The organism is Atopobium sp. oral taxon 810 str. F0209, from assembly GCF_000466405.1.
Lineage (GTDB): Bacteria > Actinomycetota > Coriobacteriia > Coriobacteriales > Atopobiaceae > Olegusella.
The window spans coordinates 135,552-161,574 of sequence record NZ_KE952937.1 but is presented as its reverse complement, the minus strand read 5'-3'; the positions used below and the strand labels follow the sequence as shown (position 1 = coordinate 161,574).

Here is a 26,023-nt window from a genome sequence, read left to right as displayed (position 1 = left end):
CTAAAAAAGTGAAGTAGAACGTGGCGTTTGACACTTGGCATGAAGTAGAACGTGGCGTTTGACACTTGGACTAAAGCAAGGCGTGGCTTTTGGCTCCCAGCATGAAATGAAGCGTGGCGTCTGCCACATGGCATGCCACACCATAGGTTGCTAGTAGGTTGCTAGTAGGTTGCTAGCAAGATGCGCACTCTTTTTGCACGCTCTGCTTTATGCTGTAATCATCAGTGCAGGCAATATGCACTATATCCCTATATTGGTGATTAAACCTCGCAGGAGGTAAGTGTATTCAAACCTTGCGGGAACAAGTGTGAGTGAGGAAGTATAAACCTCGCGACTAACAGGCGCGGGCGGGAGCATTGTGAGGGATTACGGGCGTCGAAGCAGAGTGCTCATGCTGCCTTGGGAGTAAATTTCGACAACATGAGTTGCGCGTGAGATGGCAGTGTAGAGACGACGACGCGCAATCGGAGTGTCAGGATACACTTCCATTTGAGCATCAGGAATGATGACACGGTCAAATTCCAAGCCTTTAGCGAGCTTGAGATCCATCACGATGACACCTTTTGCAGGCAAAGCTTCATCACGACTGAGCAACTTGGCGTCACTGCCCAACTGACGTGCAAGCCAATGCGCACGTTGTCTATCAGCACAGATAATTGCCGTGAGTCCAGGTTTTTGAGCGGCATTTTTGGCAGCGGCTTGCAATATGTCCAAATAGTTGTCCTTGCTACAGGTCTTAATAATTGGTTCGATTCCTGATTCCTGTACCGAGGTGAGTTGTGCCTGTTCCTTTTCGGAGAGAAGACCCGCAAAAAGTGCTGTAACTTCAGGAGAAGAACGATAACTTGTGAGCAGCCTTGCTTCCTTAATCTGTGTGGTGCCGCCAAAGACTTCACGGATTTCGTTCCAGCTTGCAGAATGCTCACGCGTCGCCTGATGCGGATCGCCCAGCATTAAGAAATGAGCTCCGCGGAAATAACGTGCAAGTACGCGTAGTTGCACCACGCTGTAATCCTGTACCTCGTCAATCACGACATAGCGCGCGTCTTCGGCACCATGCCCTGTAATAAGTAGACGTAGCCATAGATGCTCTGCTCCACTAAGGCTTTCTGTACCGAGAACTCGTGTGCCAATACGGTCGAGCCGCAACCACTCCAGCGTATCGACAGCGGTGTGTGCTGCAGCAAATCGCGTGGCTATAAACTCACGAGTAAGTGCGATAGTTTCTTCTTCGCTATCAGGATCAATACTGTGACCAAAGATCTCAACTTGTTCGTCAATATCCAGTCCAATAAGTTCCTCTTGCCAGCGTTCCTCGCGTGACATACGACCAAATTTACGCTCGATAGCCTCGTGTATTTTGTCAGTTGAAAGCGCGGTACGACGTGGACCAACAGGGAATTTTGCGAAGGAATTCCAAGCAGATCCTACTTGGCTTGGTTTGAGGATGGACTCACCTGCAATGGAGATGCCACGGAAGTCTTGTGGTTCAAACTCCAGTGTTCCTAATGCTTGCTCGAGTGTATCTAGCTGACTTGCGTTGCCTTCGGCACCATCACCACGCTGGTCCAATCCAAGGCTTGCAAGAAAATCCTGCCAAGTGCCTGTATTGGGGTTTGCCTCACCCAGTTGTGGCAAGACTGTATCGATATACCGTCCAAAAATCGGACTAGGCGTAAAAAGCCACACTTGGCTGGCATCAAGATTGTCGCGTTGGCGATACAGTAAAAATGCGATGCGCTGCAACATCACAGACGTTTTGCCCGAGCCTGCAATACCTGATACCAGCAATACAGGTACGTCTTCGTGACGAATGATAGTGTTCTGCTCACGCTGAATTGTGGCTGTAATAGCGCGGAGTTTTTCAGAATGCTGTCGGCGTAGCGCATCAAGCAACAATGCGTCCTCGATAGCGACATTGGTATCAAAATAAGAGAGAAGCTTATCCCGCACTAAATCAAATTGGCGGCGCAGCAACAGTTCAACCGTACGCACACGGTCGCCAACCATATAAGAAGTTTTGTCCATTTCTTGATTGTAGTAGGTCTCAGCAACAGGACTGCGCCAGTCAACAACCAAGGGGTTTGCTTCGTGATCGGTGACGCCAGTGGTGCCGATATAGACATCACGAGGTGGACGACCAGGGCGCATACGCAAGGTGACTTTGGCAAAATAGGGCTGTTCAAGTAACAGTAAAATGCGTGCTAGCTTGTCGACCGAGATATCGTGATAGTTGTTATAGGTATCAATGACGGAATTGAGTGTTTCGATGGCCGCAAGGGTCTCCATGGTTTCATCAGCACTGCCAAAGTTTAGGCGAACCTCTTCAGAAAGTGCAATAAGGTCCTCACGAGCGCCATGATGGCTGGTCTCGATTTCCTCGCTTAGTTCGTCACGCAGGGTGATGAGTTGGGTATATATCTCATTGAGATGAGCTTGTTCTGCAGCAAATTCAGCAGTGTTATTGACAGTTGAAGTATCCATTTAGTACTCCGACAAGGTGGGGGCAGTGCTTGTTTGGGCACAGCTGCGCTTTTCTTTGCGTTCCTTGTGACCACCAATTAGCTCACTGACTAAAATCGATACAAAAATTGAAGCAAAACCTACAAGCATAAGTGTCGTTACTGTCTCGTGATAAATCAAAACCGAAAAGATAACGCCAAATACGCTCTCAAAAGACATGATAAGTGCTGCCTGAGAGGGGTCAACATACTTTTGTCCGAGATTTTGCATCACGATAGCAAGGACTGTGCCCAGCAAAATCAAGAAGGCGAGTTTGCCAAGCAAATCTGGAGTAAAGGTTGTGATTGTTGGCAGCGCGTCTTTTGCAACGATACCTGCAACTGCACATACCGCCGCAAATACTAACAATTGAATGACAATGAGTGTAGGTAGATCATGAGCGGGTGCCAGTATAGAAATCAGCACAATATTGATAGCAAAAAGTAATGCACAACCTAGAGTCAAAGCGTCTCCAAGGCCCATTGTAAAGGCCCCTGCAAGTCCTTTGGTACTGCTTCCCAGTGTGACCAAGCAAACACCTACGATACATAAAAGCGCAGCTAGAACATTATGTGCCTGAGGACGTCTGTGCTTTATTGCCCAATATAAAAACGGTACCATCACGCAGTAGGTTGCCGTAAAAAAGGCATTTTTTGCTGGTGTTGTATAGGTCAGACCGATATTTTGTACTAGGTAGGCAGCACCGCCCGAGATGCCAATGAGTGCACCTGCCACCAAATGCGAAGAATCTAGATTACTACGGAGCCGCTTCCAAAAGATCGGTATGCAAAGAAGTCCCGCTGCAGCAAAGCGAATGGTAAGTAGCCACGTTGCTGGAATCGTGTCAAGGGCGCCTTTGAGCACAACAAAGGAACCGCCCCAGATCAGTGTGGTGGCAAGCAGAGCAAGTTTGTAGACCCATACAGGGAAGGCAGCTGTTCTTTTCATGAGGGCAAGTATAGCGGCAAATACAATTTTGCGTGAGCATTGTTGCAGAGTGTTACAGCTATCCCAGTCAATCCGTGCTGCGCGCTACAATATATAGGTTGCAAGTACCTGACTACCAGCATCTCAAGGGAGACCTATGGCTGACAAAATCCAGATGAAAACGCCGCTTGTCGAGATGGATGGCGATGAAATGACCCGCATCATCTGGCAGATGATCAAAGACGAACTGATTTTGCCGTTTATTGACTTCAAAAGTGAGTATTACGACCTTGGCCTGGAAAATCGCGATAAAACTAGTGATCAGGTAACTATTGACTCAGCCGAGGCTACCAAGCGTTTGGGTGTTGCCGTTAAGTGTGCAACCATTACTCCCAACGCACAACGCGTGGAAGAGTACAAACTTCATCAGATGTGGAAAAGTCCCAATGGCACTATTCGCACCATGCTCGATGGTACGGTTTTTCGCGCGCCTATCGTAGTACGCGGTATTGATCCGGTGGTTCGCAGCTGGAAAAAGCCTATTACCATTGCTCGTCACGCTTATGGCGACGTATACAAAAATGCTGAGATTCGCGTGCCTGGCGCTGGCAAAGCAGAACTTGTCTTTACTGCATCAGATGGCAGCGAAACCCGTGAGCTTATTCAAGAGTTCACTGCTCCTGGCATAATTCAGGGTATGCACAATCTTGATGCCTCGATTGAAAGTTTTGCACGTAGCTGCTTTGAGTTTGCGCTTTCTACCAAGCAGGATTTGTGGTTTGCCACCAAAGACACCATTAGCAAAACCTATGACCATCGTTTCAAGGATATCTTTGCTGAGATTTTTGATGCAGAGTATCGCGAGCGCTTTGAGGCGGCGGGTATTGAGTATTTTTATACACTTATTGATGATGTGGTAGCGCGCGTGATGAAGTCCGAGGGTGGTTTTATTTGGGCATGCAAGAACTACGATGGCGATGTGATGAGCGATATGCTTTCGAGCGCTTTTGGTAGCCTTGCAATGATGACTTCGGTACTTGTCTCGCCCCATGGCTACTACGAGTATGAAGCTGCGCATGGTACCGTGCAACGCCACTACTACAAACATCTCAAGGGTGAGCCTACTAGCACCAACTCTGTGGCGACGATTTTTGCTTGGTCAGGCGCTCTGCGCAAGCGTGGTGAGCTTGATGGGTTGCCCGAGCTTATGGCTTTTGCTGACAAGCTTGAACAGGCAACCATTGATACGATTGAGTCAGGCCAGATGACGGGAGACCTTGTGCGTATCACAAGTATTGCAAATCCCACAACGCTGGATACACATGGTTTTATTGCTGCAATTGCAAAGAGACTCAAGGCGTAGCGGAGCGCTTGAATGACAGGTCCTGTGGGTACAAACCCAATGCGCGAGTCACCAGAACCGCAAGGAGGTACGGCTGTGTTTGCAAATCCTGACCGTATCCTTGCGCTTGTTCTTGGGGCTTTATTTGCCGTGATAGCTGTGCTCATGGTATTTCATTGGCATTGGAGATTTCCTGATTGGCAGGATTTGCCAAGTGCTCGTCTCAATTTATTTTTGAACGGTGGGCCAGTGACGGTATCTTTGGAAGCAGGTACCGATGCTGATGCAAATGAGACAACACAAATTCCTATCTTTCAGGAACTTTACGAACGTGAGCTATTTAATAAATTTGCTCCATCGCGAAAGCTTGTGTTGGATGAATTATCGCTGATGCCAGGTCTGGCACATACGAGGAGTTTTGATGCCTGGGAAGGTTTGCCCGCAATGAGTAGGCATATGGTGCCCCAGGGTGTTGCCGTATCTGATAAGTGGATTTTTGTCTCAGCATACGACGGTGCATATCAGACAAATTCTGTGATCTACATGATTGATAAGGCAACGGGCAAACTTGCCAAGACCCTCGTGTTGGAGGGGCAACCTCATGTGGGCGGTTTAGCGTATGACGATACAGTTGACCGTCTTTGGATTGCAACGCGCAAGGGCAAAGCAGCACAACTTGCCTCAGTGAGTCTAGAACAGCTTGAGGCATATAAAGCTGAGGATAACAAACTGCTTGAGTATGATACTCAGATAAGTATTGCGGGCCCTAAGCGTGCATCTTTTGTTGAGTATTTTGAAGGTAGTTTGTACGTGGGATATTTTGATGTTGCAGGTCCAGGCATTCTTTGTCGCTATCGTCTGACTTGGGGAGGAGAGCTGCTGGACGAGGTAGCAAACTCTCCTACTGAAACTTGGGAAATCCCTACGCGTGCTCAGGGAGTTGCACTGACAAAAGACTACGTATTTGTCTCACAGTCCTATGGTGTTGAATCATCAAGACTGTATGTATATGAGCGTCAGAACACTCGTACCCCGCATGCAGATCCCTTTGTGCGTGCAGCCCATGCGGTGGCAGGAGATGTGGCTGAGCTTGTCGGCGTGCGCGCAAAGGCAGCTGATAAAAGCGCAGATATACTCCTAAATTTTGCCAAGAAACAGACAGATAGTATTGACACGACTCCTACAGCAAAGGCTCCTCGTACTCAGACGGGTTCAGCTGGTGCAGGTTCTGCAGGTGCTACTAAGCCATCTGTGCGCAGCCTTAATGCAAAGTTTGTAAATAGCGCCACTGAATCCATAAAAAGCATCGCCAGCAAAGCTCGTAAAGCGAGTAAAAAGGCAGCTCAATATCATTCAAATTATATTGCGTGTCTGCGCTTACCGCCGATGATGGAAGATATTTCCGTTAAGGATGGTCTACTTTACGCTGTTTACGAATCTGGTGCGGCAATTTATCGAGAAAAATATGGCGTGGGAGTTGATCGTGTAGTCGCCTACCCCTTAGAAGTCATTCTTGAGCAAGCGGGGGTGACAAATGATGAGTAGCTCCCAGCAAGATGGCAAAGATAGATTATCTCGTGCTATAGGCTTCCCGCTTACAAGACTTGTCCTTTGTTTTGGTGGCTGGCTTCTCCTTTTTTTGTTGCTGGGAACCAATAATCCTATCTCTCAAATCCTCAATCTGTCCCCTTGGGGTTTTGTGCTGGAGGCCAAACCCTTAGATTATCTTGTATGTATCGGTGGACCGTTACTTACTTTTATCTTGGCGCTGGCATTGTTGGTAGTGGGAGTTGGCTCTGTTCGTGCAAAGAAAGCTCTTTTTAGCGATCCTCTACTTGACCATCTATTCAAAAAACCGCAGCTTGAGACCCCACAAACATTGATTGCATTTATCCTACTTTTTGTGTTGGTGCGTGTGGCAGGTGAGTTGCTTGCTGTATTTTTGCCTCCCGCATTGATACCAGAGACACCTTTGGTACTTGCAGATTTTCAGTTTGATACTCCTGAGTTAGGTGTTGCGGTGGGTTTGCAACAACTCTTTTTCATGGCACTTCATCTGCTCATTGTACTTGCACCCTTATCACTTGCCGTGCAGTCTAGTTTGCTAGACAAAGCTGGTATGTGGCGTTGGCCCTGTATGGGGCTTTGGTTACTTATTGCAGGTAGTTTGGTAGAGTTTACGCCGCTTACAGGTACGTTTGTGTACTGCGCATTGGCATATGGACCGTCTCGGGTGCTTTGTGGCTGGTATTTTTTGAGGACAGGGGATTTTGCTCGGACAGTATTTTTTGCTTGGGTTATCGAGGAGGTTCTGGGCTTTGCTTTTTACTTTTTGGTCTAAAAGAAAAAGTGAATTTTGTAACGTAAAGATAGTGGGCGTTGTTGCCAGTCTGCTGCTGGTATTTGTTTTGCTCACTGGTTGTGAGGCGACTTCACCAGTACATGCGTATAACAATGCTCAGGGTGGCATTGCAGGCGATAGCCAAAGTGAAGTCACCATCGCCAAAGGTGAAAACTATTACGACCTTGAAAGCGTGGTGCTTTATTTGGAAAGCTACGACGAGCTACCACCCAACTATGTCAGTAAAAAAGAAGCACGTAAGCAAGGGTGGTCTGGAGGCAATCCCAGCAATGTAATACCAGGTGCCGCAATTGGAGGCGATTATTTTGGCAACTATGAGGGTGCCTTGCCCAAGCTGCCAAAAGGGGAGAGTTATCGTGAATGCGATATTGATACTGATGAAAGCAAGTCTCGTGGCGAGCGCCGCCTGATTTATGTGGATGATGGTGATAGTAGTAATGGGGCAGGTCCGTACTATTACACCGAAGACCACTACGACAGCTTTGCTGAAGTGCAGATTCAAAATGGCAAGGTGATTGTTAATGACTGACATCGCAGCGCGTCCACACTATATTCTTAGTGCAAAAAAGATGAGCAACAGAGAAAAAGCGCTCGATTATATTTACGAAACCCTGCTGTTGCCACGTGATGGTGGTCGCAATCTTGATGCGATTGCTGATTTGATGGGGGAACTTCCTAGCTGTGTTATCGAACTGAGACATGTTGAGCTGCTTGATGGAAAGGGCCCCCTAGCTGAGTGGGGTTTGCGGCTTCGCGGCATGCTTTTTGATATTGCTATGCAGCGTGACGACCTTGACCTTGTCATTGTCCGCTAACCTGCAGCCTATCGAGGGGCTGTAAGCGACGAAGAAATGCGGGTTATTAGCTTAGGCCGCTTTGCGATGGCTGTCGCGGTGCATGAGAAGCCAACTGATGCCCAGCAAAACGCAGCTGATTGTAATGGTATGCAGTCCTAAGTGCACAAGCAGAGCATTACCTAAAACAGCACCGATGACAAAAGTAATGACCACACCGTAATAAAGTCCTGCTGTCCGCAAATGAGAGATTTTCTTTCCATCAAAATAATCGACGAGTTCCTGTGTACCACTACGTAGGTTGCCGATACACATGGTGGTTGCAAAAGCATGCCCATGCAGTTTGCGGAAAGCTTGTACTTGCATGCCGCAAGCGAGGGAAGTCAGACTGTTGGCAACAAGGTTAAAGTCGGATCCTAAGCAAGCGACTATGGCAAGCAAAACGATTTCTCCAAGTACGACATGCTGACGCCAATGGATGCCTGGCTCCTTTGGAGTCTCGTTTTTGTGATAGCGGCGAATTACCTCGGAGATGGCACAGCCCAGCGCAAATGCGATGATGGGGGAGAGGTAGCGGCCAATTACATCCCAGTTGCTGGTAGAAAGATTGACGCCCAAAAGTAGAAGGTTGCCTGTTTGAGCATTTGCAAATACCTTGCCTCGTGCAAGATAGGAATAGGCATCCATCAGACCACCAGATAGTGCCAATACCAGCGCAAGTTCAAGTGATTCGGATGTTTGGATTGCCTTGGATCGCACAAATAAACCTTTCGCAGTAAACCTTGCCCTATCAACAATGGCACAATCCCTGCTGGGTACAAGACTCAAGCCAAAGTTTTGACAAGAATCAAACCTTAAAGGTTTTCGCAATCCTAAATCATGCGTATAAAACCAATCATCTGAATGACTGACCCAAGCAGTACAAAGATATGCCAGACACAGTGCATATGTGGGTGTTTGCTTCCCGCCAAATAAAAGATGATGCCTATCGTATAGGCTACCCCACCAGCAAAGATCCAACCAAGCCAACCTTGCCCCACCTCAAGCAGGGTGGGCAAGGGGATAAGCATGATTGCCCAACCCATCAAAAGGTAGCTAATTTGACTGAGTACCTTGATAGGCTTTGCCGTCATATCATAGGCGTTAGCGGCAATTCCCAGCGCTGCAATACCCCATTCCACTGCAAGCAGTAATTTACCAGCAGCTGTATTCCAAAATACAATGAGTGCAATGGGCGTATAACAACCAGCAATTAACAAATATATAGAGCAGTGATCAAGGATGCGTAGCACTTTCTTTGCCCGTCCTACCGGCAGTGCATGGTAAGCAGTGCTAACGCCATATAACAACATCAGGGAGAGTGCATAGATAACAATGCCGACAATCATTGGGATAGTGGGTGCCTCAAGGGCAGAGCGCAACATCCATCCCAATGCAAAAAGACCGAGTCCGACGCCTACAAGATGCGAAATAGCATTAAAAGCTTCTTCGCTGGGGCTATATTTTGGTAGAGGAATGCGATCGAGCATAGTAACCTCCTTTGTTCCTTTTACATGATTGTATCAATATAAAGATGAGATTATAGGGTTATTAAAAACCGTACACACAAATTAACAAACCCATCTTTGACGAAGCAGAACCTAAACAATAAAATTTGTAAAGATGTGCGTACGTGCATAGTTGCTAAGGAGCAAATAAAGTGAGCAAAACAGGAAAAGAAATGCGAGCTTCTAGTCAAGCAGTGCTGACGGACTTTTATTTGCCTGCGCTGCGAGATATTCCCGATGTGGGCCTGTTGCTTGAACAAACATGCAGACTGATTAATGGTTATCTAGACCCGTTGGGTAGTGTGCATCTGACGCCTTCAATGATTTCCAACTATGTTAAACAGGGCATTATCGATTGCCCTATAAAAAAGCTCTATTATCGCAATCATGTGTGCGATCTTATTTTTGTAGCAATCACTAAGACGGTTCTACAACTGGATGATATTCGTAGTTTGCTAGAGCTTCAGCGTGCGCAATACACGCGTGAAGTGGCCTATCAGAGTTTTATTGAGCTTTTTTCCACTGCGATTAAGGGTACAGAGAGTATCTCTACAGATGAGGATAGTGAGCTCAAGCAGCTGTTATGTGAGCTGGTGAGCTGCTGTGCCAATCAGATTCGTTTAGAAAAACAGGTTCGCTATATTCTTGACAAGCAAAGCCAAGGAGAATCTGCATGAAGCGCATATTGCTTATAGCTACAGGCGGTACTATTGCCTCGGTCGCTGGCGAAGCAGGGCTTTCACCCGCAATGACAGGAAAAGAATTAGCCTTGCAGGTGCCGCTCATCGAGGGTTTGTGCAAACTAGATGTTGTTCAGCCGATGAACATCGATTCAACTAATATGCGCCCTCGCGACTGGCTACGTATTGCTCGAGAAATTCGTGATAATTACGACAGGTACGATGGTTTTGTTGTATTACACGGTACCGATACGATGGCATATACTGCGGCGGCGCTATCGTATCTTATCCAAAACAACGACAAGCCAATCGTGCTAACGGGGTCACAGCAGCCTATGGGCAATCCCTTTACCGATGCCAAACTTAATGTGTACCAAAGTCTGCTTTATGCTCTTGACGATGAGAGTAGTGATGTGAGTGTGGTTTTTGGGGGCGAAGCGATTGCGGGAACGCGCGCTCGCAAACAGCGCACGATGAGTTTTAATGCATTCTCAAGTGTTAACTATCCAGCCCTTGCGCTCATACGTAATGACCAAATTGTGCGTGTTAGTTCTGCTCATAAACTCACTGAACAACCTCGAATACCTTGTTTTTATGACAAGTTGGATGAGTGTGTGATTGTTATCAAGCTTACGCCCGAGCTTCAACCTTCAATTTTTGCTCTGCTTCAGGCGGACTATGATGCCATCATACTTGAGACCTTTGGTATTGGTGGTGTTCCAGAGTATCCCGATGCATCGTATGAGCGTGCGATAGATGAATGGATAGCCTCAGGTCGCAGTTTGGTTATGACAACACAGGTACCTGAGGAAGGCCTCGATTTAGGCGTCTATGAAGTTGGGCGTGCTTACGCCAATAAGCCTGGCATTTTGCAGGGTGGCGACATGACGAGTGAATCGCTTGTAGCCAAGACTATGTGGGTTCTTGGACAAACGCACGATACGGCAAAAATCAGTGAGTTGTTTTATCGTCCAGTCAACCATGATCGTAGCTAGTCCAAACCAATCGAGGTTGCAGCTGAACTTGCGTGTTACTTGGCTCTTATAGGTCGCGATGGGTAAACTGACGCTTGCCTGAGGCATAGTCACTTACAACATGGTTCTGTCCACGCAACAAATACTTATAACTTACGAGCCCCTCCAGTCCTACAGGACCGCGCGCATGAATCTTGCCCGTGGAAATGCCAACCTCAGCGCCAAAGCCGTAACGGTAGCCATCGGCAAAGCGTGTTGAGGCATTGACATAGACACCTGCTGAATCAACCATCTGCTGGAATTTGTGAGTCTCGGTGTCACTGCGGGTAAGAATCGCATCGGTATGATGAGAGCCGTAGCGATTGATATGTTCGATTGCCTCTTCGGTATTCTCGACAAGCTTGACACTGAGTTCAAGTGCGAGATATTCGTGAGTATAGCCGTCTTTGCCTAGCGGCTTCACCTTAATGTAGTGGGCAACCTCGTCATCGCCGTGCAGACTAACACCAACTGCCTCACAGGCTGCAGCCAAGCGGGGTAGAAATTCCGTTACGATACTGCGCTGTACTAAGACAGTCTCTGTCGTATTGCAGGCAACTACATACTGTGTTTTAGCATCAATAAGTACGCGCAAGGCTTGGTCGAAGTCCGCGCTCTGTTCAACAAAACTGTGGCAAATTCCATCGGCATGGCCCATTACGGGGATTTTGGTATTGTCCATAATGTGACGGACAAAGGCATTTGAACCGCGCGGAATTAGCAGGTCAACATCACCATCACAACCCAGTAGTTCATCAATGTCAGCATGGGATTCTGCTTGCACGAGGCAAGCTTGGGGAAGTCCTGCCTTAAGAATAGCGTTGTGGATGAGAACAAAAAGACAACGATTTGTTTTGGCGGTTTCACGTCCTCCCTTAAGAATTGCACAATTGCCCGACTTGATACATAGGGTTGAAATCTGCACGAGCGCATCGGGGCGTGCTTCAAAGATGACGCCAATAACACCTATGGGACAGCTTATACGACGGAGTTCTAGACCCTCGTCAAGTTCGCGGTTAAGTGTGATGACTCCAAGCGGATCGGGAAGACCAATGAGCTGGTCGATACCTGCACACACATCGTTTAATTTGTGTTCATCAAAGCATAGGCGTTTAATGAGTTGGCTTGCAATTCCTGCTTCCTTGGCGGCTTGTATATCTGCAGCATTTGCTGCAAAAATCGTGTCTTTAGCCTCAAGCAGGGCTTGCTTTATCAGCCCAAGCGCATGATTGCGAAGAGTAATATCGCTGGCAGCAAGCGCAGGTGCACTCAGTTTCATCTGGCGAGCATCATCACGAATACTCATCGTGTTTCTCCTTCTCAGCAATATTGCAACGACGCTATTTATGCGCTGCGAGTTGAGTTAGATAGTCTTTAAGGATGGCGGCATGGTTAATTGTGAGATCCTTGGCTGCAAAAAGGAGAGTCACTTTTGCATCTGGTGCAAGTCCTTCAACAAAGACCTCCGCCGCACCGCTTGCATCGAGTTCTGCTTGATAGGCAGTGGCAAATTCATCCATACGTTCTGGGTCATGACTCCACCATTTGCGCAGTTCAGGACTGGGTGCCAAGGATTTTTCCCACCTGTCAAGTGCTGCCCGCTCTTTTTTCATTCCACGTGGCCAAAGACGGTCTACCAGTACGCGCAAGCCGTCATCTTTGCTTGGTTCGTCATAAATTCGCTTGATATAAAAGCTCGGCATTTAGCCCAGATCCTCAAAATCAAAATGATAGGGAAGCCCTAGCTCGTCTCGAACGGCAATAAGATCTGCTTGGACACCAGAACCCACTGGCACACCTTTGTCCTTACGCTCTTGCCACGCCAACCATTCTTTCTCACCAGCGGTGTAAATACGCTCTTGACCAGGAGCTTTTTTGGAAGCACGCAGCGCACGACAGATATCGCCAGCAATTTTTTCAAAGGTCTTACGACCACAGAAAGCCTCAGGATCAACCACAAAGAAGAAGTGGCCCAAGCCATACATCTGCGGCTTTCCATCAGCAGATACACCCATGAGCGCCTTCATAAACTTGCCGCCAGCAAGTGCCGCCGAGAGGATTTCGACAACTGCAGCATAGCCATACCCCTTGTATCCTGCAGTGGCGTCACCTACGCCACCCAGAGGAGCGAGGGCTGCTGTGCCTTCCACAAGATCTTTGAGTATCTGCTGACTGTCGGTTTCGGTGCCGCCATCAGCCGTAACAACACAACCTGCAGGGGTTTCTTTGCCCTCGCGTGCGTAATATTCGATACGACCACGTTGAACAATGGAAGTGGCGCAGTCTATACAGAAGGGAAAATCCTCATCTGTTGGTAGAGCAAAGGTCAAAGGGTTAGTACCCATCATATTGTCTACACCAAATGTTGGTGCGATAGAGGGGCGAGCATTGGTACCAGTAAGACCAATTAAACCCTCATTGCTTGCCATTGTGGCCCAATAACCAGCGATGCCATAGTGAGTAGAGTTTTTGATTGCTCCACCCGCCATACCCTGGGTATTTGCCTTTTCAATAAGCATTTGCATCATTTTATGGCTGGCAACCATACCCATGCCATCGTGTGCATCCATGACAACGGTTGTTGGGGTTTCACGCACAATCTCGATATGAGTAACTGGTAGCAATGTCCCGCGCTTGATACGGTCGAGGTAGATAGGCTTAAAGCGGTTGCAGCCGTGACTCTCGATACCACGACGGTCGGATTCCATTAAGACATCGGCGCAAATCTCAGCATCGGCCCTCGGTACGCCATAGGCTTCAAAGGCGTCAACCATAAAATCGCCGATTTGCTTCCAAGGAACATAAGGACGAGTCTCTGTACTCATGGTCTGCCTTTCGTTGTCGTGAGCCTATTTTTGTCTTATAAAGTTCAGTGTAGCAAGCAAAGCGACAAATGCTGCGTTCTAGGTACGAGCAATACCTTCAACGTGCGCTTGGTTGGCGACAGCGGTTGCTACGGCTTTGGCAACGCGCTCATCAAATGCACTAGGGATGATGTAGTCTTCGCTTAATTCGTCTGCGCTTACGATGTCTGCAATTGCATGTGCTGCCGCAAGTTTCATGCCCTCAGTGATGTCGGTTGCGCGCGCATCAAGAGCCCCGCGGAAAATTCCTGGGAAGACAAGCACATTGTTAATCTGATTGGGATAATCTGAACGCCCCGTTGCAACCACGCGAGCGCCACCAGCCTTTGCCTCGTCAGGCATGATTTCGGGCGTGGGGTTTGCCATTGCAAAGACAATAGCATCATCTGCCATGGTTGAGACGAGTTCAGCGTCGAGCACTCGAGGAGCAGAAACGCCGATAAAGATATCGCGGCTAGGAAGCACCTCTGCTAGATGGCCGTGAATGTGCTCGGGGTTAGTGCACTCGGCCATGGCTGCTTGTGCGGGATTCATCCAGTCTTCGCCGGGAGCAAGTGCTCCTCTTCGAGCCAATAAAACAATATTTGTAGCACCGAGCGCACCCAACAGTTTGGCAATAGAAATACCAGCAGATCCTGCGCCATTAATAACAATACGCGTGTTCTCGAGCTTTTTCCCAACAAGACGCAATGCGTTCAGAAGGCCTGCTGAGCAGACAATCGCTGTACCGTGTTGATCGTCGTGAAAGACAGGAATATCAAGCTCTTGGCGCAGACGTGTTTCTATTTCAAAGCAGCGCGGAGCAGAAATATCCTCAAGGTTGATGCCACCAAAACTGGGCGCCAATCGCTTGACTGTTTCGACAATCTCATCAGGGTCTTTTGTGTCTAGACAGATGGGAAAGGCATCGATATCGCCAAACTGTTTGAATAAGATAGACTTACCCTCCATGACAGGCATAGCTGCCAATGGTCCAATATCGCCTAAGCCCAGTACGGCAGTACCATCCGAGACAACTGCAACAAGATTGCGTTTTGCGGTGTACTCCCATACTGCATCAGGGTTGGCGGCAATTTGGCGACAGGGTTCGGCAACACCAGGAGTATAGGCAACAGAGAGATCATCACGACTATTGAGCGCAACCTTGCTGATAACCTCGATTTTGCCGTGATGCTGACGGTGCATCTCAAGTGCTAATGCGGCAAAATCCTTGTGCTCCTTCGATGTCATAAGTCCTCCAAATACTTAATTCAAACGAGCAATAACAAAAAGCGACACCATAAAGATGCCGCTTGTATTCTGCGATTTAGGCCAAGGCAGCAAATGCCTGCTCAAGGTCAGCAAGAATATCTTCGGAGTCTTCCAAACCACAGGATAAACGAATCATACCAGGGTAGATTCCTGCGGCAAGCAGCTGCTCATCGGTGAGCTGGCGATGGGTCGAAGTGGCGGGATGTAAGGCACAGGTTTGCGAATCAGAGACATGTACCTCCTGAGAAACAAGCTTAAGATGATCAAGTACTGCAGCTGCGCGGTCACGGCTGCCGCCCTTACTGCCCTTGCCATCTCCTACCACAAAGGAAATGACTCCGCAGGGACCATCAGGCAGATACTTATTTGCTAGCTCATGATAGGGATTGGATTTCAGGCCAGGGAAGTTGACCGAATCTACCTCAGGGCGTGCCTCCAGATATTCGGCAACCTTTTGAGCGGTACTTGTATGACGCCTAATGCGCAGCGCAAGAGTCTCGAGTGTCTCGTTGAGAATAAAGGCATTGGTTGCGGGGGGATATACGCCAAAATCACGCATGAGCTGCATACGGGCCTTCATGATGAAAGCAATCTTGCCATAATCACGCGTATAGATGGTGCCATGGTATGACTCGTCAGGTTCGGTAAAGTCGGGGAAGTGACCAGAAGCAGCCCAATCAAATTTGCCTGAGTCAATAATGACGCCGCCGACAATCATGGCATGACCGTCCATGTACTTGGTAGTGGAGTGCACAACGATGTCGGCACCCCATTCGATAGGACGGCAGAGTACGGGCGTGGGGAAGGTATTATCCACAACTAAGGGCAGCCCCGCTTCGTGAGCTGCAGAAGCAAAAGCCTCAAGGTCAAGTACGGCGAGGGCAGGGTTAGCAACAACTTCACCAAAAACAAGCTTAGTTTCGGGGCGAATGGCTGCGGCGATTTCCTCTTTTGTTGCACGAGGAGAGACGAAAGTGGTAGTAATGTCAAACTTAGGTAGGGTGGTAGTAAAGAGGTTTACCGTACCACCGTAAATCGCGGAGGAAACTACGCAGTGATCGCCAGCTTTGCAGAGATTGGCAACGGTAAGGAAGCTTGCCATCTGACCAGAGCTTGTTAGCATAGCTGCAGCACCGCCCTCAAGAGCTGCAATTTTTTCTTCTACTGCAGCGCAGGTGGGGTTGGTAATGCGGGAATACATATGACCTTGTTCGGGATGGTCAAAAAGATTTGCCACTGCGTCGGTTGTGTCATAGTGATAGGTGGTGCTGAGGTAGATTGGCAAGCAGCGCGGTTCGCCGTTTCCTGCCTGATATCCTGCATGGATGCATGTAGTATCGATGCTCATAGCAAGTCCCTTCCTTTGGGTAGCAGACTTGTCAAGCGTAGCGCTTAGAGGGCACCTATGTCGGTATCATTTTTGTTAACAGTTTGAGCGGCAAAAAGTGAGGATGCAAGCATGCTTGACCGCATACAAAAGCTTTGTGTAACCGATGAAAATCTGCAGGAGTGTCCACTACAAACCCAAACTGCGTGGACAGGCAAGATTTTTTCGGTTGAGACCTCCAAGGTGAGCTGTCCTGATGGGAGTATTGCTTATAGAGAACTGGCACGTCACCATGGGGGTGCTGCAGTGGCAGTCATACGTGATGGCAAGCTGTGTTTGGTGCGCCAGTGGCGTGTATCTGTGGGGCACCTGACACTTGAAATTCCAGCAGGAAAACTCGAGGTAGGAGAAGATTCTGCTGTTTGTGCTGCTCGCGAACTCAAAGAAGAAACAGGTCTTGTTGCGACTTCACTTGAGTTGTTGGCAACATCATATGGTTCGATTGGTTTTACTGATGAACATACGATGATTTACCTAGCGCATGGCGTGCATCAAAGTGATGCGACCCCCGATAAAGGTGAGTTTGTCGATGTAGTTTGGCTTGATATCCCAGAGGTTCTGGATGCTGTAAAAGCAGGACTTATTTATGATTCCAAAACTATCATTGCTGCTAGCATGGCTTCCCAGGCATTACGACGTCGTGCCCAACTAAAATCAGCAATCTATGGACTTGCTATAGGGGATGCCTTGGGCGTGCCTTATGAGTTTTGTGAGCGTGGAAGTTTTTGTTGTACAGGCATGGTGGGTCACGGAACACATGATCAAGAGACAGGAACATTTTCAGACGATACCAGCATGACTTTGGCAACCTGTGACAGCATTCGTGCGTGTGGCTTGATTAACATTACTGATATGCGCGAGCGTTTTTGCCGCTGGTTGTATGAGGGTGCATATACGCCTGATGGCATTACTTTTGATGTAGGCAATACAACCGCAGTGGCACTGAGACAGGGGTATGGCTGTGACGGCGAGTGGGATAACGGCAATGGTTCGCTTATGCGCATAGCTCCTCTTGCCTTTACCGCTGCAAGCGATAAGGATATCCGTGCAGTTTCAGCTATTACTCATGCGCATGCCTTGAGTTGTAATCTATGTGTGAGCTTTGTTCATATTCTAAAGCGTCTGGCAGCTGGTGCGACTGCGGCGGAAGTGGCAGGGGAGTGGAAGGATAAGCCTGCGCCCGCATCCAGTGGTTTTGTACAGCATGCCTATGATGCGGCACTTTGGTGTTTGGCAAATACTTCGAGCTATCGAGATTGTGTACTTGCTGCAGTTAATCTGGGTTTGGACACTGATACCACTGCCGCTATTGCTGGTGCATTGGCGGGCGTGCTCTATGGTTATGATGCTATTCCCGTCGAGTGGATATCTGCTTTGCGAGCAAAAGATTTGATCGAGTCCTGCTTGTTTTAATATTTTTTGTCCAATCTTTGCTCTAAAGCGTTTTCACTCCCAACAATATCTAAGATACTTATGGCACGAGATGGTGTAGGTCGTGGTAGGATATCCCTGCACTAGTTGCAGTAACGGGCGCCCTTAGCTCAATGGATAGAGCACCAGTCTTCTAAACTGTAGGTTGGCGGTTCGAGTCCGCCAGGGCGCACCATTTTTTCGAGTGCAATTCTTCAGTCTTAATCAGCTTGGGCTGTGGGAGTCTGCCTGAGGGTTGGTTTGTCAGCATCGGCAGGGCAGGTTAGCTTGTATGTGATGGTAACTGTCTCACTAAAGTCAAGCTGTACAGCGCAGTTTTCAAGTTTGTGTCCATCCCATTCCATAGGCTCATGGGTGAAGCTTAGACCATTACCTGTTTGCGATTCACTTTTGGCATCAACGTCGCTTATCGAAACGCCTTCGGATGCAAGTAAGTAGAGCTGCAACATCATATCGGCATCACTACGTCTACCTGCACTTGCGTTGCCCAATACGACAAAGCTACCTGTGCTGCTCCAAAGTTCAGAAAGCTTAGACATATCGATTGTATTGGTGAGTGTTGTAGTGACTTGATAACTAACACTGCCATCAGATTCCTTGGAAGCCTTGCCAATCTCTGTTTTTGCATTTAGATACCAGTTAATGCGTCCGTTGGTTTTTTCGTTGATATAAACGCCCAAGACAGGAGATTTTTTGTCATTGTTATCTATACCAGCAAAGCCAAGCTCGGAAACGAGTTTTTCTTCCTCAGTATCAGCAAGCCAAAGGGATAACCTGCCCTGCTTGACACTGGTATGTAGAGTCTTGATGAGTTTGGCATTATCAATGCTGCCAAGCTTTTCAAACAAAGGACCCACGCTGGCATTGCAAACATCATCAATCTTTTTGCCCTGTTCCCAAGAACCGGTATTTTGCGCGAGTTCTTTAAGGACATATTCAGCAAAATTTTTGCTATCAAGAGTAGTTTCATCATCAAGGGTGACATTACCTGTTATGGCAAGCAGATTCTGCACCACATAAGGGTCAAGCAAAATCACACCATCAATGTGATTGCCAGACTGATTTTCATAAGCCTGTGCGAGTAGCTCGGCGGCACGTGATGCCTTGGGGATGGAGGTAATTTGTGATGGCTGCGAGCTCAGCGTGTCTCCTACAAGCTCATCTTCTGCAGCAGATGTCTTGAGGAGCTTGTTACCACTCAAGGTGGTACTACTAGAATCGTCATGTGAGAAGGGCTGCAAAACCAACGAACCATTGGATGCCGTCAGGATGCTCTTGCTAAGGGGGGCACCGCCCAAGGAACGCAGTTGATCGTTATCTTGGATAACCACCAGATAATTACGTGTTTCTTTAGAACCAAGAATAGTTGCGGCATGCGGTGCAAGTTTGTGAGCAAGTTGGCTGCGCTTGTCCAGCTCATCGAAGGCTTTTTGAGCATGCTGAGTTGCTTTTGCAAAGTCGGAATCTCCCGTAGAGGCAAGAGCTGATAACTGTTTTTTTGCCTCGGTTATTTTTGCTTGATTGTCTTTGAGAGTATCGAGTGTGCCTGATAGGAGCGCAAGATTAACCTTGCCACTTGAAAGGATTTGAACGCTGTTTTCCTTTTGGGCGACTTTCATAAATGGTTCGACAATGTCATGTGAGAGTAGCTGGGCAGCGGAGGAAAGTTCTTGAGCTGTATGAGCATCACTTCCCGCTACAGGCAAAATTGACACAAAAGGCCAAAGCGAACCTTGGGTAAGTGACTTCAGGCTATCTGCATCGGTAATCATTGCGGCAGAAGCTTTATTTGCTGCGGCGACATCTCCCGCATCTACAGCGTCTTCAAAGCTGGCATAACTTGCCATGACTTGTTTGGCTTTGCTTCCTGCTTCGCGTACCTCGCTGGAGATGGCATTGGTTGCAATGGCGCCGGCGATAACTAAGACTGCGAGTGCGGTGCCCAGTGCAATTCGCAGCATGGGCAGATGATGGGAACCGCGATTGTGAGTGATCTGCATGCGGTTTTCTGAATATTCGGCAACATGAGCAGTCTGCTCTTCGCGCTCGCTCATGGGATGTTGGATGGTTGCGCGACCGACAGAACGTGCACGAGCATTACGGAGGCGTTCTTCGCGGGATTTCTTGTCATTACCCATGGGCAAAATCTGCTTTCTTCAACCAGTGCTCAAAGGCGAAGTTGAACACTTCCTGTATTTGATTATTTTCCACCACACTATGATACTGATAAAGGAGATGTTTCGGTGCTGTATTGCTTGTCCGTTATGCATGTGTAGGCTGATTTTTGCGGCTGATGGCAGCTTTGGAGGTGATGAGGGCATTCAAACATGAAACCGATACCACCTTTTACCATACGTACGGCAGGCTTAAACGACCGTCTTCCAAATTATTCTCTCTTTTCGTTCCGTAAAGTCTAAGTATGTGAGAATATGAATCGAGTTGGCATTTGGAAAGGAGCTCGCGTTGATTTACACGATGACCCTAAACCCCGCCATTGACTACGTCATGCATCCTTTGACGTTGGATATGGGTTTCACTAACCGCTCTTCGACTGAAGAAATTTATTGCGATGGCAACGGTATCAATGTCTCGACGCTTCTCAATGAGCTACAGGTTCCCAATGTAGCTTTGGGCCTGCTTGCTGGCTTTACGGGTGACTACATGCTGCAAATGCTGCAGGATGCAGGTCTCACCTGTAATTTTGTCCGCTTGGACAAGGGCTTCACCCGTATTAATGTCAAGCTTATCGGCATTGCAATGACAATGGTTAACGGTATGGGCCCCAAGATTTCTGAGAAGAAAGTCGATGAGCTGCTTGAGCGCATCGATGCTATTGGCGAGGGCGATACCCTTATTTTGACAGGCTCCATCCCCAAGTCTCTGCCTGAAAATATGTATGAGATTATCATGCGTCGTCTCAAGGGCCGTGGTATCCGCTTTGTTGTTGATGCTCCCGGTACGTTGCTGTTGCAGTCACTGGATGCAGAGCCCTTCTTGATTAAGCCTAACAACCATGAGGTTGGTCGTATTTTTAATTCTCACCCCGAAACTCCTGAAGAGTGTGAGCCTTATGCCCGTGAGCTACAGAAGCGCGGCGCACAAAACGTTATCGTTTCCTGTGGTGGGCATGGTTCATTGCTGCTTGATGAGAATGGTGTGATGCACACCGTGCCTACAGCAAAGATTCGCCTTGTTAACGCTACAGGTGCAGGCGACTCTATGGTTGCTGGTTTTGTCGCCATGGTTTCTGCTGGTGCTGATTATGAGAACGCTCTACGTTTTGCTTCTGCTTGCGGTACGGCTACGGCAGCAAGTAAGGGTATTGCCAAGCGCGCAACTATCGATCGCGTGTACGGTCGCCTCATTGAGCTCATCAACAAACAGGCAAAGCAGAAATAGGCTCGGTCTTAGACATTGTCTTCTCGCTTTATACGGAGATGGCGTCAATGGATTTGCCGCGCCATCAGGCGCGTGTCTTATGGGAACGCAAAAGAGGAGCTCATATGTTTAAAGGCGTTAATGCATCGGATGGCATTGGCATCGGTGTTGCGCGTGTCGCGGTGGTGCCTGATCTCTCCTTCACCCCGACTGCCCCCAAAGATCTAGAGGCTGAAAAACTTCGTTTTTCGGCTGCCCGCGACAAGTTTATTGCTCGTACTAATGAACAAATTGAGCGTATGAAGGCAGGCGGTCTCGAAAATGAGGCAGGCATTATGGGTGCTCATATCGAGTTTGCCGAAGACGATGGCATCCTCGAGAGTGTTAATGACAGCATTGATGAGGGTATGTGCGCCGAGCAAGCTGTCTCTGAAGCCTATGACATGTATTACAACATGTTTATCAATATGGAAGACGAGCTCTTCAAGGCACGCGCTGCTGACGTTGCCGACGTAAAGACTGGTTTGCTTGCCAATCTTTTGGGCAAAGAGTTAGTTGACCTGTCCAACCTGCCCGAGCACTCTGTTGTTATTGTGCATGAGCTAACACCTTCGATGACTGCTGACATTGACAAGAACAACATCGTTGGCATCATTACCGAGACGGGTGGACGTACTTCTCACTCCGCTATTATTGCCCGCGCTATGGAAATTCCTGCCGTCCTGTCTGTTGAGGGCTGCACGACCGCTATCAACAATGGGGACTTGCTGATTGTTGACGGCACTCAGGGTGAGGTTTTCCTTAATCCTAGCAATGAGGAGCTCGATAGCTACAAGTTTAAGGCCGAACTGCTTGCCGCTGACAAGAAGAGACTCGAGGCATATCGCGGTAAGCCAACCAATACAGCCGATGGTATTAACAAGCTGCTTGTTGCTAATATTGGCAACCCCGATGATGCAACTGCTGCTATTGAGCATGACGCTGAGGGCGTTGGTCTTTTCCGCTCTGAGTTCCTCTTTATGGATGCTTCTGAACTGCCTACCGAAGATGAGCAATTCTCTGCTTACCAAAAAGTTGCTTTGCGTATGAAGGACAAGCCTGTCATCATTCGTACGCTTGATGTGGGTGGCGACAAAGAGATTCCGTATCTTGACCTTGTCAAGGAGGAAAACCCCTTTATGGGATTCCGTGCCGTTCGCTACTGCCTTGCCAATCCTGAGCAGTACAAGGTACAACTTCGCGCTCTGCTGCGCGCCTCCGCCTTTGGTGACATCAAGATTATGGTGCCTCTGGTAACTGACCTTGTTGAGATCCGCAAGGTTAAGACTCTTGTTGAGGAATGCAAGAAGGAACTCGATGAGCGTGATGTTGCTTACAACCCCAATATTGAGGTTGGTACCATGATTGAGACACCTTCCGCGTCTTTGATTGCAGATTTGCTCGCTGCTGAATGTGACTTCTTCTCTATTGGTACTAACGACCTTATTGGTTATACGATGTGTGCTGACCGTGGTAACGATCGCATTGGGTATATCTATGAGGTCTATCAGCCGTCTGTACTGCGTTCGCTTAAGCGTATTATTGAAGAAGGCAACAAGGCTGGCATCATGGTTGGTATGTGCGGCGAAGCAGCAGCCGATCCTTTGATTATTCCCGTGTTGATTTCCTTTGGTCTAGGTGAGTTCTCCGTATCTTCGCCGTCCATTCTGCGTACACGTCACATTATTTCGCAGTGGACCAAGGAGGAAGCAGACGCTTTGACTGAAAAGATTATGAAGCTCGATACTGCTGCTGAGGTCAAAGCTGCTTTGCAGGCTGCTGTCAAGAAGTAATTATGCTAAATGGTAGATAGCTAAAGAAATAGTTATTTATACACTTTAAGAGTATTGACATAACCCCAAAATATAACCCCAAAATCTGATTTGTTTCAGGTTTTGGGGTTTGTATTAGTTTAGTATGGAGTTTATTATCGCTACGCTATGAGTACCAGATATAAACTAACAAAGTTTTTTTATTTTTACTCATACACACTTTTTGAATTGATGGAGGAGTTCAACGAGCAGTGTGACTGCCTATCAGTCTGCCAGCAGACAGCTTCATACCAACGCTACCTGCCAGCAGTTTCCTTACAGTACTGAAATTGTACCCATTGCAATGAGGTATATCGATACTGCCATCGTGATGACAATAATCGCCGCAATAACTTTATCCACCATAGTTGGCAAAATCTTCTTGCCTTGGGTTACTTCGCCCCAAGCATAAAGAGCAATACCTGGGGTAAACAATATGGTCGTAATCATAATGCCAGTTAGTCCACAGGACCACACTAGAAAGATAGTATATGCCACGCCCAACGAACCAAAAAAGCGTGCCTTGTTGATATTACCTGCACCATCGACACCCATGAACTTGTTCTGCCAGGCGATTTTGGCAAAGTATAATACCGAGGCGACATAGGGCACTAAAATTGTGCATACGGCACAGTTGTACATAAATTGATAGGTGGTTGTTGCAAATACTGCCAAAATCAAAAATAGCTGTGTAATTGCAGATGACACAATGAGTGTCACGATGGGAGATCCTGCTTCATTTGATTGCGCAAAAATCTTGGGGAAAGTACCCATCTTTGCTGCTTCATACGGAGTTTCGGCATTGATGATGACATAACCTAACATAGCGCCTAACAGCGACAACACTACGCCGAGATTGACTATAGCAGCACCAATAGGTCCGATAGCAGCTTCGAGTACACCAGCCATCGAAGGTGTCGCGAGTTGAGCCATTTGCTCGCGAGGTACTACACCCATGCTGAGGACCGATATCAACATATACAGTACAAAAATGGAAACAAATCCAATAATGGTCGAGCGCCCCACATCTTTTGCGAGACGAGCACGTCCTGAAATTACCACGGACGCTTCGATGCCAGTAAAGACCCAAACAAGTGCAACCATAGTGGATACAACCTGCTCAAAAAAGCCTGGGCCGCCTGGTTCACCTGTAAAGTTAGTCATAAAAATAGAAGGATTAAATTTACCCAACAGCAAAATTGAGACGATAAATAGCCCAAGAGGAATAATCTTTGCAATGGTTACAAAAACGTTGAGCTTAGCTGCTTCTTTGACACCTTTTGCTGCCAACCAGACCAAAAACCACAGATATGCGGAGGCAAAAATACATGAGAGAAGATTGTTGCCGCCTTCAAAAGGCTTAAAGAAATATCCAAGTGCTGAGAAGAGTAGAAGAGCAAACGAGACGTTAGATAGGCATCCTGAAATCCAGTAACCATATGCTGAAATGAAGCCAACAAAATCACCAAATCCTGCTGCAGCATAGGCGTAAATGCCGCCAGTTAGGTCAGGCCGTGCACGTGATAAACCAAAAAAGCACATAGCAAGTGATAGTACGCCTACAAAGCAGATGCCCCAGCTGATCAGTACAGCTCCTGTATTGGCACCACCTGCTGCAAGATCACCTGCCAGTGAGAAAATACCACCGCAAATACTCGCTGTGATAACCATCATTGACAGGCGTAGCAGACCCATGCCATTGGGATCGATGATTTTGTTACCTTGCTCGTCTATGAGTAATTTTGCGGGACTACTTGTCATTACATTAGATGTTTGCATCGTAGCACCCTCTCTCCGTAGTAAAAGGTTGCGTGGATCGTTTTGCCGACCCGCGCAACCTTTTGGGGATGAAGAAAAAAGTTCTAGAAGCGCAAGCCTAGGCAGGATAGACCGCCGTCGAGTTTGCGATATTCAGACGTATCTACCACGATAGTTTTGTAACCAGCATCTTGTACAGCCTTGAGCACAACGGGATAGCCCTCGGCGACGATGACTGTGTCATTTATCCAAATACAGTTGGCGCCGTAGGCCTCTTCTTCAGGAACAATGATCTTGTTGTAGCTTGCAAAATCAGTTTTTTCGATAAATTCGCCAGAGACGAGCATATTGTTGTTCTCGATATAGTTGACGCCTGTCTTTAGATGCAACACTTTCTCCAGAGGGACTTCAACACACTTCAGACCCCACTCTTGTAGGATGGCGGCAAACTGACGGATGCCTTCTGCATTGGTACGTTTTGACCTGCCAACATAGAATGTGTTACCTACCATCATGACATCACCGCCCTCAAGGGTGCCTGGTGAGGTAATGTGACGAATTTTGTCATAATCAAAAAAGCGATGCAGTACAGGTTCAAGCAGTGCTGCCTCACCACGACGAGTGTCAGCTCCTGGGTTGTCTACGATAACACCACAACGTGTAATTACGCAGGTATCCTCAACAAAGCAGCTGTCAGGGTACTCTTCGGATGCAGGAAGTACGGTGACATCTACGCCGCAACGCGTAAGGGCATCAATGTAGTCATTGTGCTCTTCAATAGCGCGATTATAGTCGGGCTTTCCAAGCTCAGGGGCAGAGGTAATGCCGTTAAGCAAAGAGTGACTTGGACGACGGACGATGCAATGAGTAAATCTAGCCATGGTAAAACTCCTTTCAAAAAACTAACTTTGCGCTTCGTAAGTCCAAAATATCTTTA

The 26,023-nt window shown here is 47.8% G+C and carries 22 protein-coding genes and 1 tRNA gene; 11 read left to right on the top strand and 12 right to left on the bottom strand.

Translation table 11 applies throughout. From position 1 onward, the window contains the following. Positions 1-366: 366 nt before the first annotated feature. Both HMPREF9069_RS02135 and HMPREF9069_RS02130 read right to left on the bottom strand, forming a co-directional pair. Positions 367-2,484: a HelD family protein gene (locus tag HMPREF9069_RS02135; protein ID WP_021625465.1), complete on the bottom strand. Its 2,118-nt coding sequence runs from the start codon at positions 2,482-2,484 to the stop codon at positions 367-369. Next, the gene (locus HMPREF9069_RS02130; protein WP_021625464.1) at positions 2,485-3,450 is read right to left on the bottom strand and encodes a DMT family transporter; all 966 of its coding nucleotides are present in this window, start codon (positions 3,448-3,450) and stop codon (positions 2,485-2,487) included. 136 nt (positions 3,451-3,586) lie between these two features. Between HMPREF9069_RS02130 and HMPREF9069_RS02125 the strand changes: the two genes are divergently transcribed. The 5 genes from HMPREF9069_RS02125 (at position 3,587) to HMPREF9069_RS02105 (ending at position 7,948) form a co-directional block, all read left to right on the top strand. Next, a complete protein-coding gene (locus tag HMPREF9069_RS02125) occupies positions 3,587-4,792 on the top strand; it encodes an NADP-dependent isocitrate dehydrogenase (RefSeq protein ID WP_021625463.1) in 1,206 nt (401 codons plus the stop codon). A gap of 75 nt (positions 4,793-4,867) precedes the next feature. Continuing rightward, positions 4,868-6,316 carry a PQQ-binding-like beta-propeller repeat protein gene (locus HMPREF9069_RS02120; RefSeq protein ID WP_156894139.1) on the top strand — a complete coding sequence of 483 codons (1,449 nt, stop codon included), beginning with the start codon at positions 4,868-4,870 and terminating at the stop codon, positions 6,314-6,316. Then, on the top strand, positions 6,306-7,112 hold the full coding sequence (locus HMPREF9069_RS02115; RefSeq protein ID WP_021625461.1) for a hypothetical protein: 807 nt from the start codon (positions 6,306-6,308) through the stop codon (positions 7,110-7,112). Before HMPREF9069_RS02120 ends, HMPREF9069_RS02115 begins: the two co-directional genes overlap by 11 nt. After that, positions 7,090-7,662, top strand: coding sequence for a ribonuclease domain-containing protein (locus tag HMPREF9069_RS02110; protein WP_051317755.1), 573 nt, complete (start codon positions 7,090-7,092; stop codon positions 7,660-7,662). Before HMPREF9069_RS02115 ends, HMPREF9069_RS02110 begins: the two co-directional genes overlap by 23 nt. Then, on the top strand, positions 7,655-7,948 hold the full coding sequence (locus tag HMPREF9069_RS02105) for a barstar family protein (RefSeq protein WP_021625459.1): 294 nt from the start codon (positions 7,655-7,657) through the stop codon (positions 7,946-7,948). The genes HMPREF9069_RS02110 and HMPREF9069_RS02105 overlap by 8 nt, the downstream gene beginning before the upstream one ends. A gap of 51 nt (positions 7,949-7,999) precedes the next feature. On the opposite strand, the gene HMPREF9069_RS02100 is transcribed toward HMPREF9069_RS02105, so the two are convergent. Continuing rightward, positions 8,000-8,686 carry a YoaK family protein gene (locus HMPREF9069_RS02100; protein ID WP_035438096.1) on the bottom strand — a complete coding sequence of 229 codons (687 nt, stop codon included), beginning with the start codon at positions 8,684-8,686 and terminating at the stop codon, positions 8,000-8,002. 113 nt (positions 8,687-8,799) lie between these two features. Beyond that, the gene (gene trhA / locus HMPREF9069_RS02095; protein ID WP_021625457.1) at positions 8,800-9,456 is read right to left on the bottom strand and encodes a PAQR family membrane homeostasis protein TrhA; all 657 of its coding nucleotides are present in this window, start codon (positions 9,454-9,456) and stop codon (positions 8,800-8,802) included. Between the two features lie 170 nt (positions 9,457-9,626). Between trhA and HMPREF9069_RS02090 the strand changes: the two genes are divergently transcribed. Together HMPREF9069_RS02090 and HMPREF9069_RS02085 are read left to right on the top strand one after the other, a co-directional pair. After that, complete coding sequence (locus HMPREF9069_RS02090) at positions 9,627-10,151, top strand: DUF1836 domain-containing protein (protein WP_051317754.1); 525 nt, start codon at positions 9,627-9,629, stop codon at positions 10,149-10,151. Then, a complete protein-coding gene (locus tag HMPREF9069_RS02085) occupies positions 10,148-11,149 on the top strand; it encodes an asparaginase (protein ID WP_021625455.1) in 1,002 nt (333 codons plus the stop codon). The genes HMPREF9069_RS02090 and HMPREF9069_RS02085 overlap by 4 nt, the downstream gene beginning before the upstream one ends. Before the next feature lie 46 nt (positions 11,150-11,195). On the opposite strand, the gene HMPREF9069_RS02080 is transcribed toward HMPREF9069_RS02085, so the two are convergent. From HMPREF9069_RS02080 to HMPREF9069_RS02060, 5 genes are all read right to left on the bottom strand, one after another. Beyond that, the gene (locus HMPREF9069_RS02080) at positions 11,196-12,473 is read right to left on the bottom strand and encodes a glutamate-5-semialdehyde dehydrogenase (protein ID WP_021625454.1); all 1,278 of its coding nucleotides are present in this window, start codon (positions 12,471-12,473) and stop codon (positions 11,196-11,198) included. A 34-nt stretch (positions 12,474-12,507) separates the two neighbouring features. Further along, complete coding sequence (locus HMPREF9069_RS02075; RefSeq protein WP_021625453.1) at positions 12,508-12,870, bottom strand: DUF488 domain-containing protein; 363 nt, start codon at positions 12,868-12,870, stop codon at positions 12,508-12,510. Then, the gene (locus tag HMPREF9069_RS02070; RefSeq protein WP_021625452.1) at positions 12,871-13,992 is read right to left on the bottom strand and encodes an Ldh family oxidoreductase; all 1,122 of its coding nucleotides are present in this window, start codon (positions 13,990-13,992) and stop codon (positions 12,871-12,873) included. Between the two features lie 78 nt (positions 13,993-14,070). Continuing rightward, positions 14,071-15,261: an NAD(P)-dependent malic enzyme gene (locus HMPREF9069_RS02065; RefSeq protein ID WP_021625451.1), complete on the bottom strand. Its 1,191-nt coding sequence runs from the start codon at positions 15,259-15,261 to the stop codon at positions 14,071-14,073. A gap of 76 nt (positions 15,262-15,337) precedes the next feature. Next, entirely contained in the window at positions 15,338-16,630 is a 1,293-nt protein-coding gene (locus HMPREF9069_RS02060; RefSeq protein WP_021625450.1) for an O-acetylhomoserine aminocarboxypropyltransferase/cysteine synthase family protein, read from the bottom strand. Between the two features lie 111 nt (positions 16,631-16,741). Between HMPREF9069_RS02060 and HMPREF9069_RS09510 the strand changes: the two genes are divergently transcribed. Together HMPREF9069_RS09510 and HMPREF9069_RS02050 are read left to right on the top strand one after the other, a co-directional pair. After that, positions 16,742-18,082: an ADP-ribosylglycohydrolase family protein gene (locus HMPREF9069_RS09510; RefSeq protein ID WP_021625449.1), complete on the top strand. Its 1,341-nt coding sequence runs from the start codon at positions 16,742-16,744 to the stop codon at positions 18,080-18,082. A 117-nt stretch (positions 18,083-18,199) separates the two neighbouring features. Beyond that, a tRNA-Arg gene (locus HMPREF9069_RS02050) sits at positions 18,200-18,275 on the top strand. A 25-nt stretch (positions 18,276-18,300) separates the two neighbouring features. On the opposite strand, the gene HMPREF9069_RS02045 is transcribed toward HMPREF9069_RS02050, so the two are convergent. After that, positions 18,301-20,238 (bottom strand): DUF4012 domain-containing protein, encoded by a 1,938-nt coding sequence (locus HMPREF9069_RS02045; protein WP_021625448.1) that lies wholly within the window; start codon positions 20,236-20,238, stop codon positions 18,301-18,303. 325 nt (positions 20,239-20,563) lie between these two features. Between HMPREF9069_RS02045 and pfkB the strand changes: the two genes are divergently transcribed. Together pfkB and ptsP are read left to right on the top strand one after the other, a co-directional pair. Beyond that, positions 20,564-21,499 carry a 1-phosphofructokinase gene (gene pfkB, locus HMPREF9069_RS02035; protein WP_035438094.1) on the top strand — a complete coding sequence of 312 codons (936 nt, stop codon included), beginning with the start codon at positions 20,564-20,566 and terminating at the stop codon, positions 21,497-21,499. A 104-nt stretch (positions 21,500-21,603) separates the two neighbouring features. Then, the gene (gene ptsP, locus HMPREF9069_RS02030; RefSeq protein WP_035438092.1) at positions 21,604-23,310 is read left to right on the top strand and encodes a phosphoenolpyruvate--protein phosphotransferase; all 1,707 of its coding nucleotides are present in this window, start codon (positions 21,604-21,606) and stop codon (positions 23,308-23,310) included. Positions 23,311-23,604: 294 nt separating this feature from the next. On the opposite strand, the gene HMPREF9069_RS02025 is transcribed toward ptsP, so the two are convergent. Continuing rightward, a complete protein-coding gene (locus HMPREF9069_RS02025) occupies positions 23,605-25,107 on the bottom strand; it encodes a basic amino acid/polyamine antiporter (protein ID WP_051317753.1) in 1,503 nt (500 codons plus the stop codon). A gap of 83 nt (positions 25,108-25,190) precedes the next feature. Continuing rightward, positions 25,191-25,967: a dimethylarginine dimethylaminohydrolase family protein gene (locus tag HMPREF9069_RS02020; RefSeq protein ID WP_035438091.1), complete on the bottom strand. Its 777-nt coding sequence runs from the start codon at positions 25,965-25,967 to the stop codon at positions 25,191-25,193. Between the last annotated feature and the right edge of the window lie 56 nt (positions 25,968-26,023).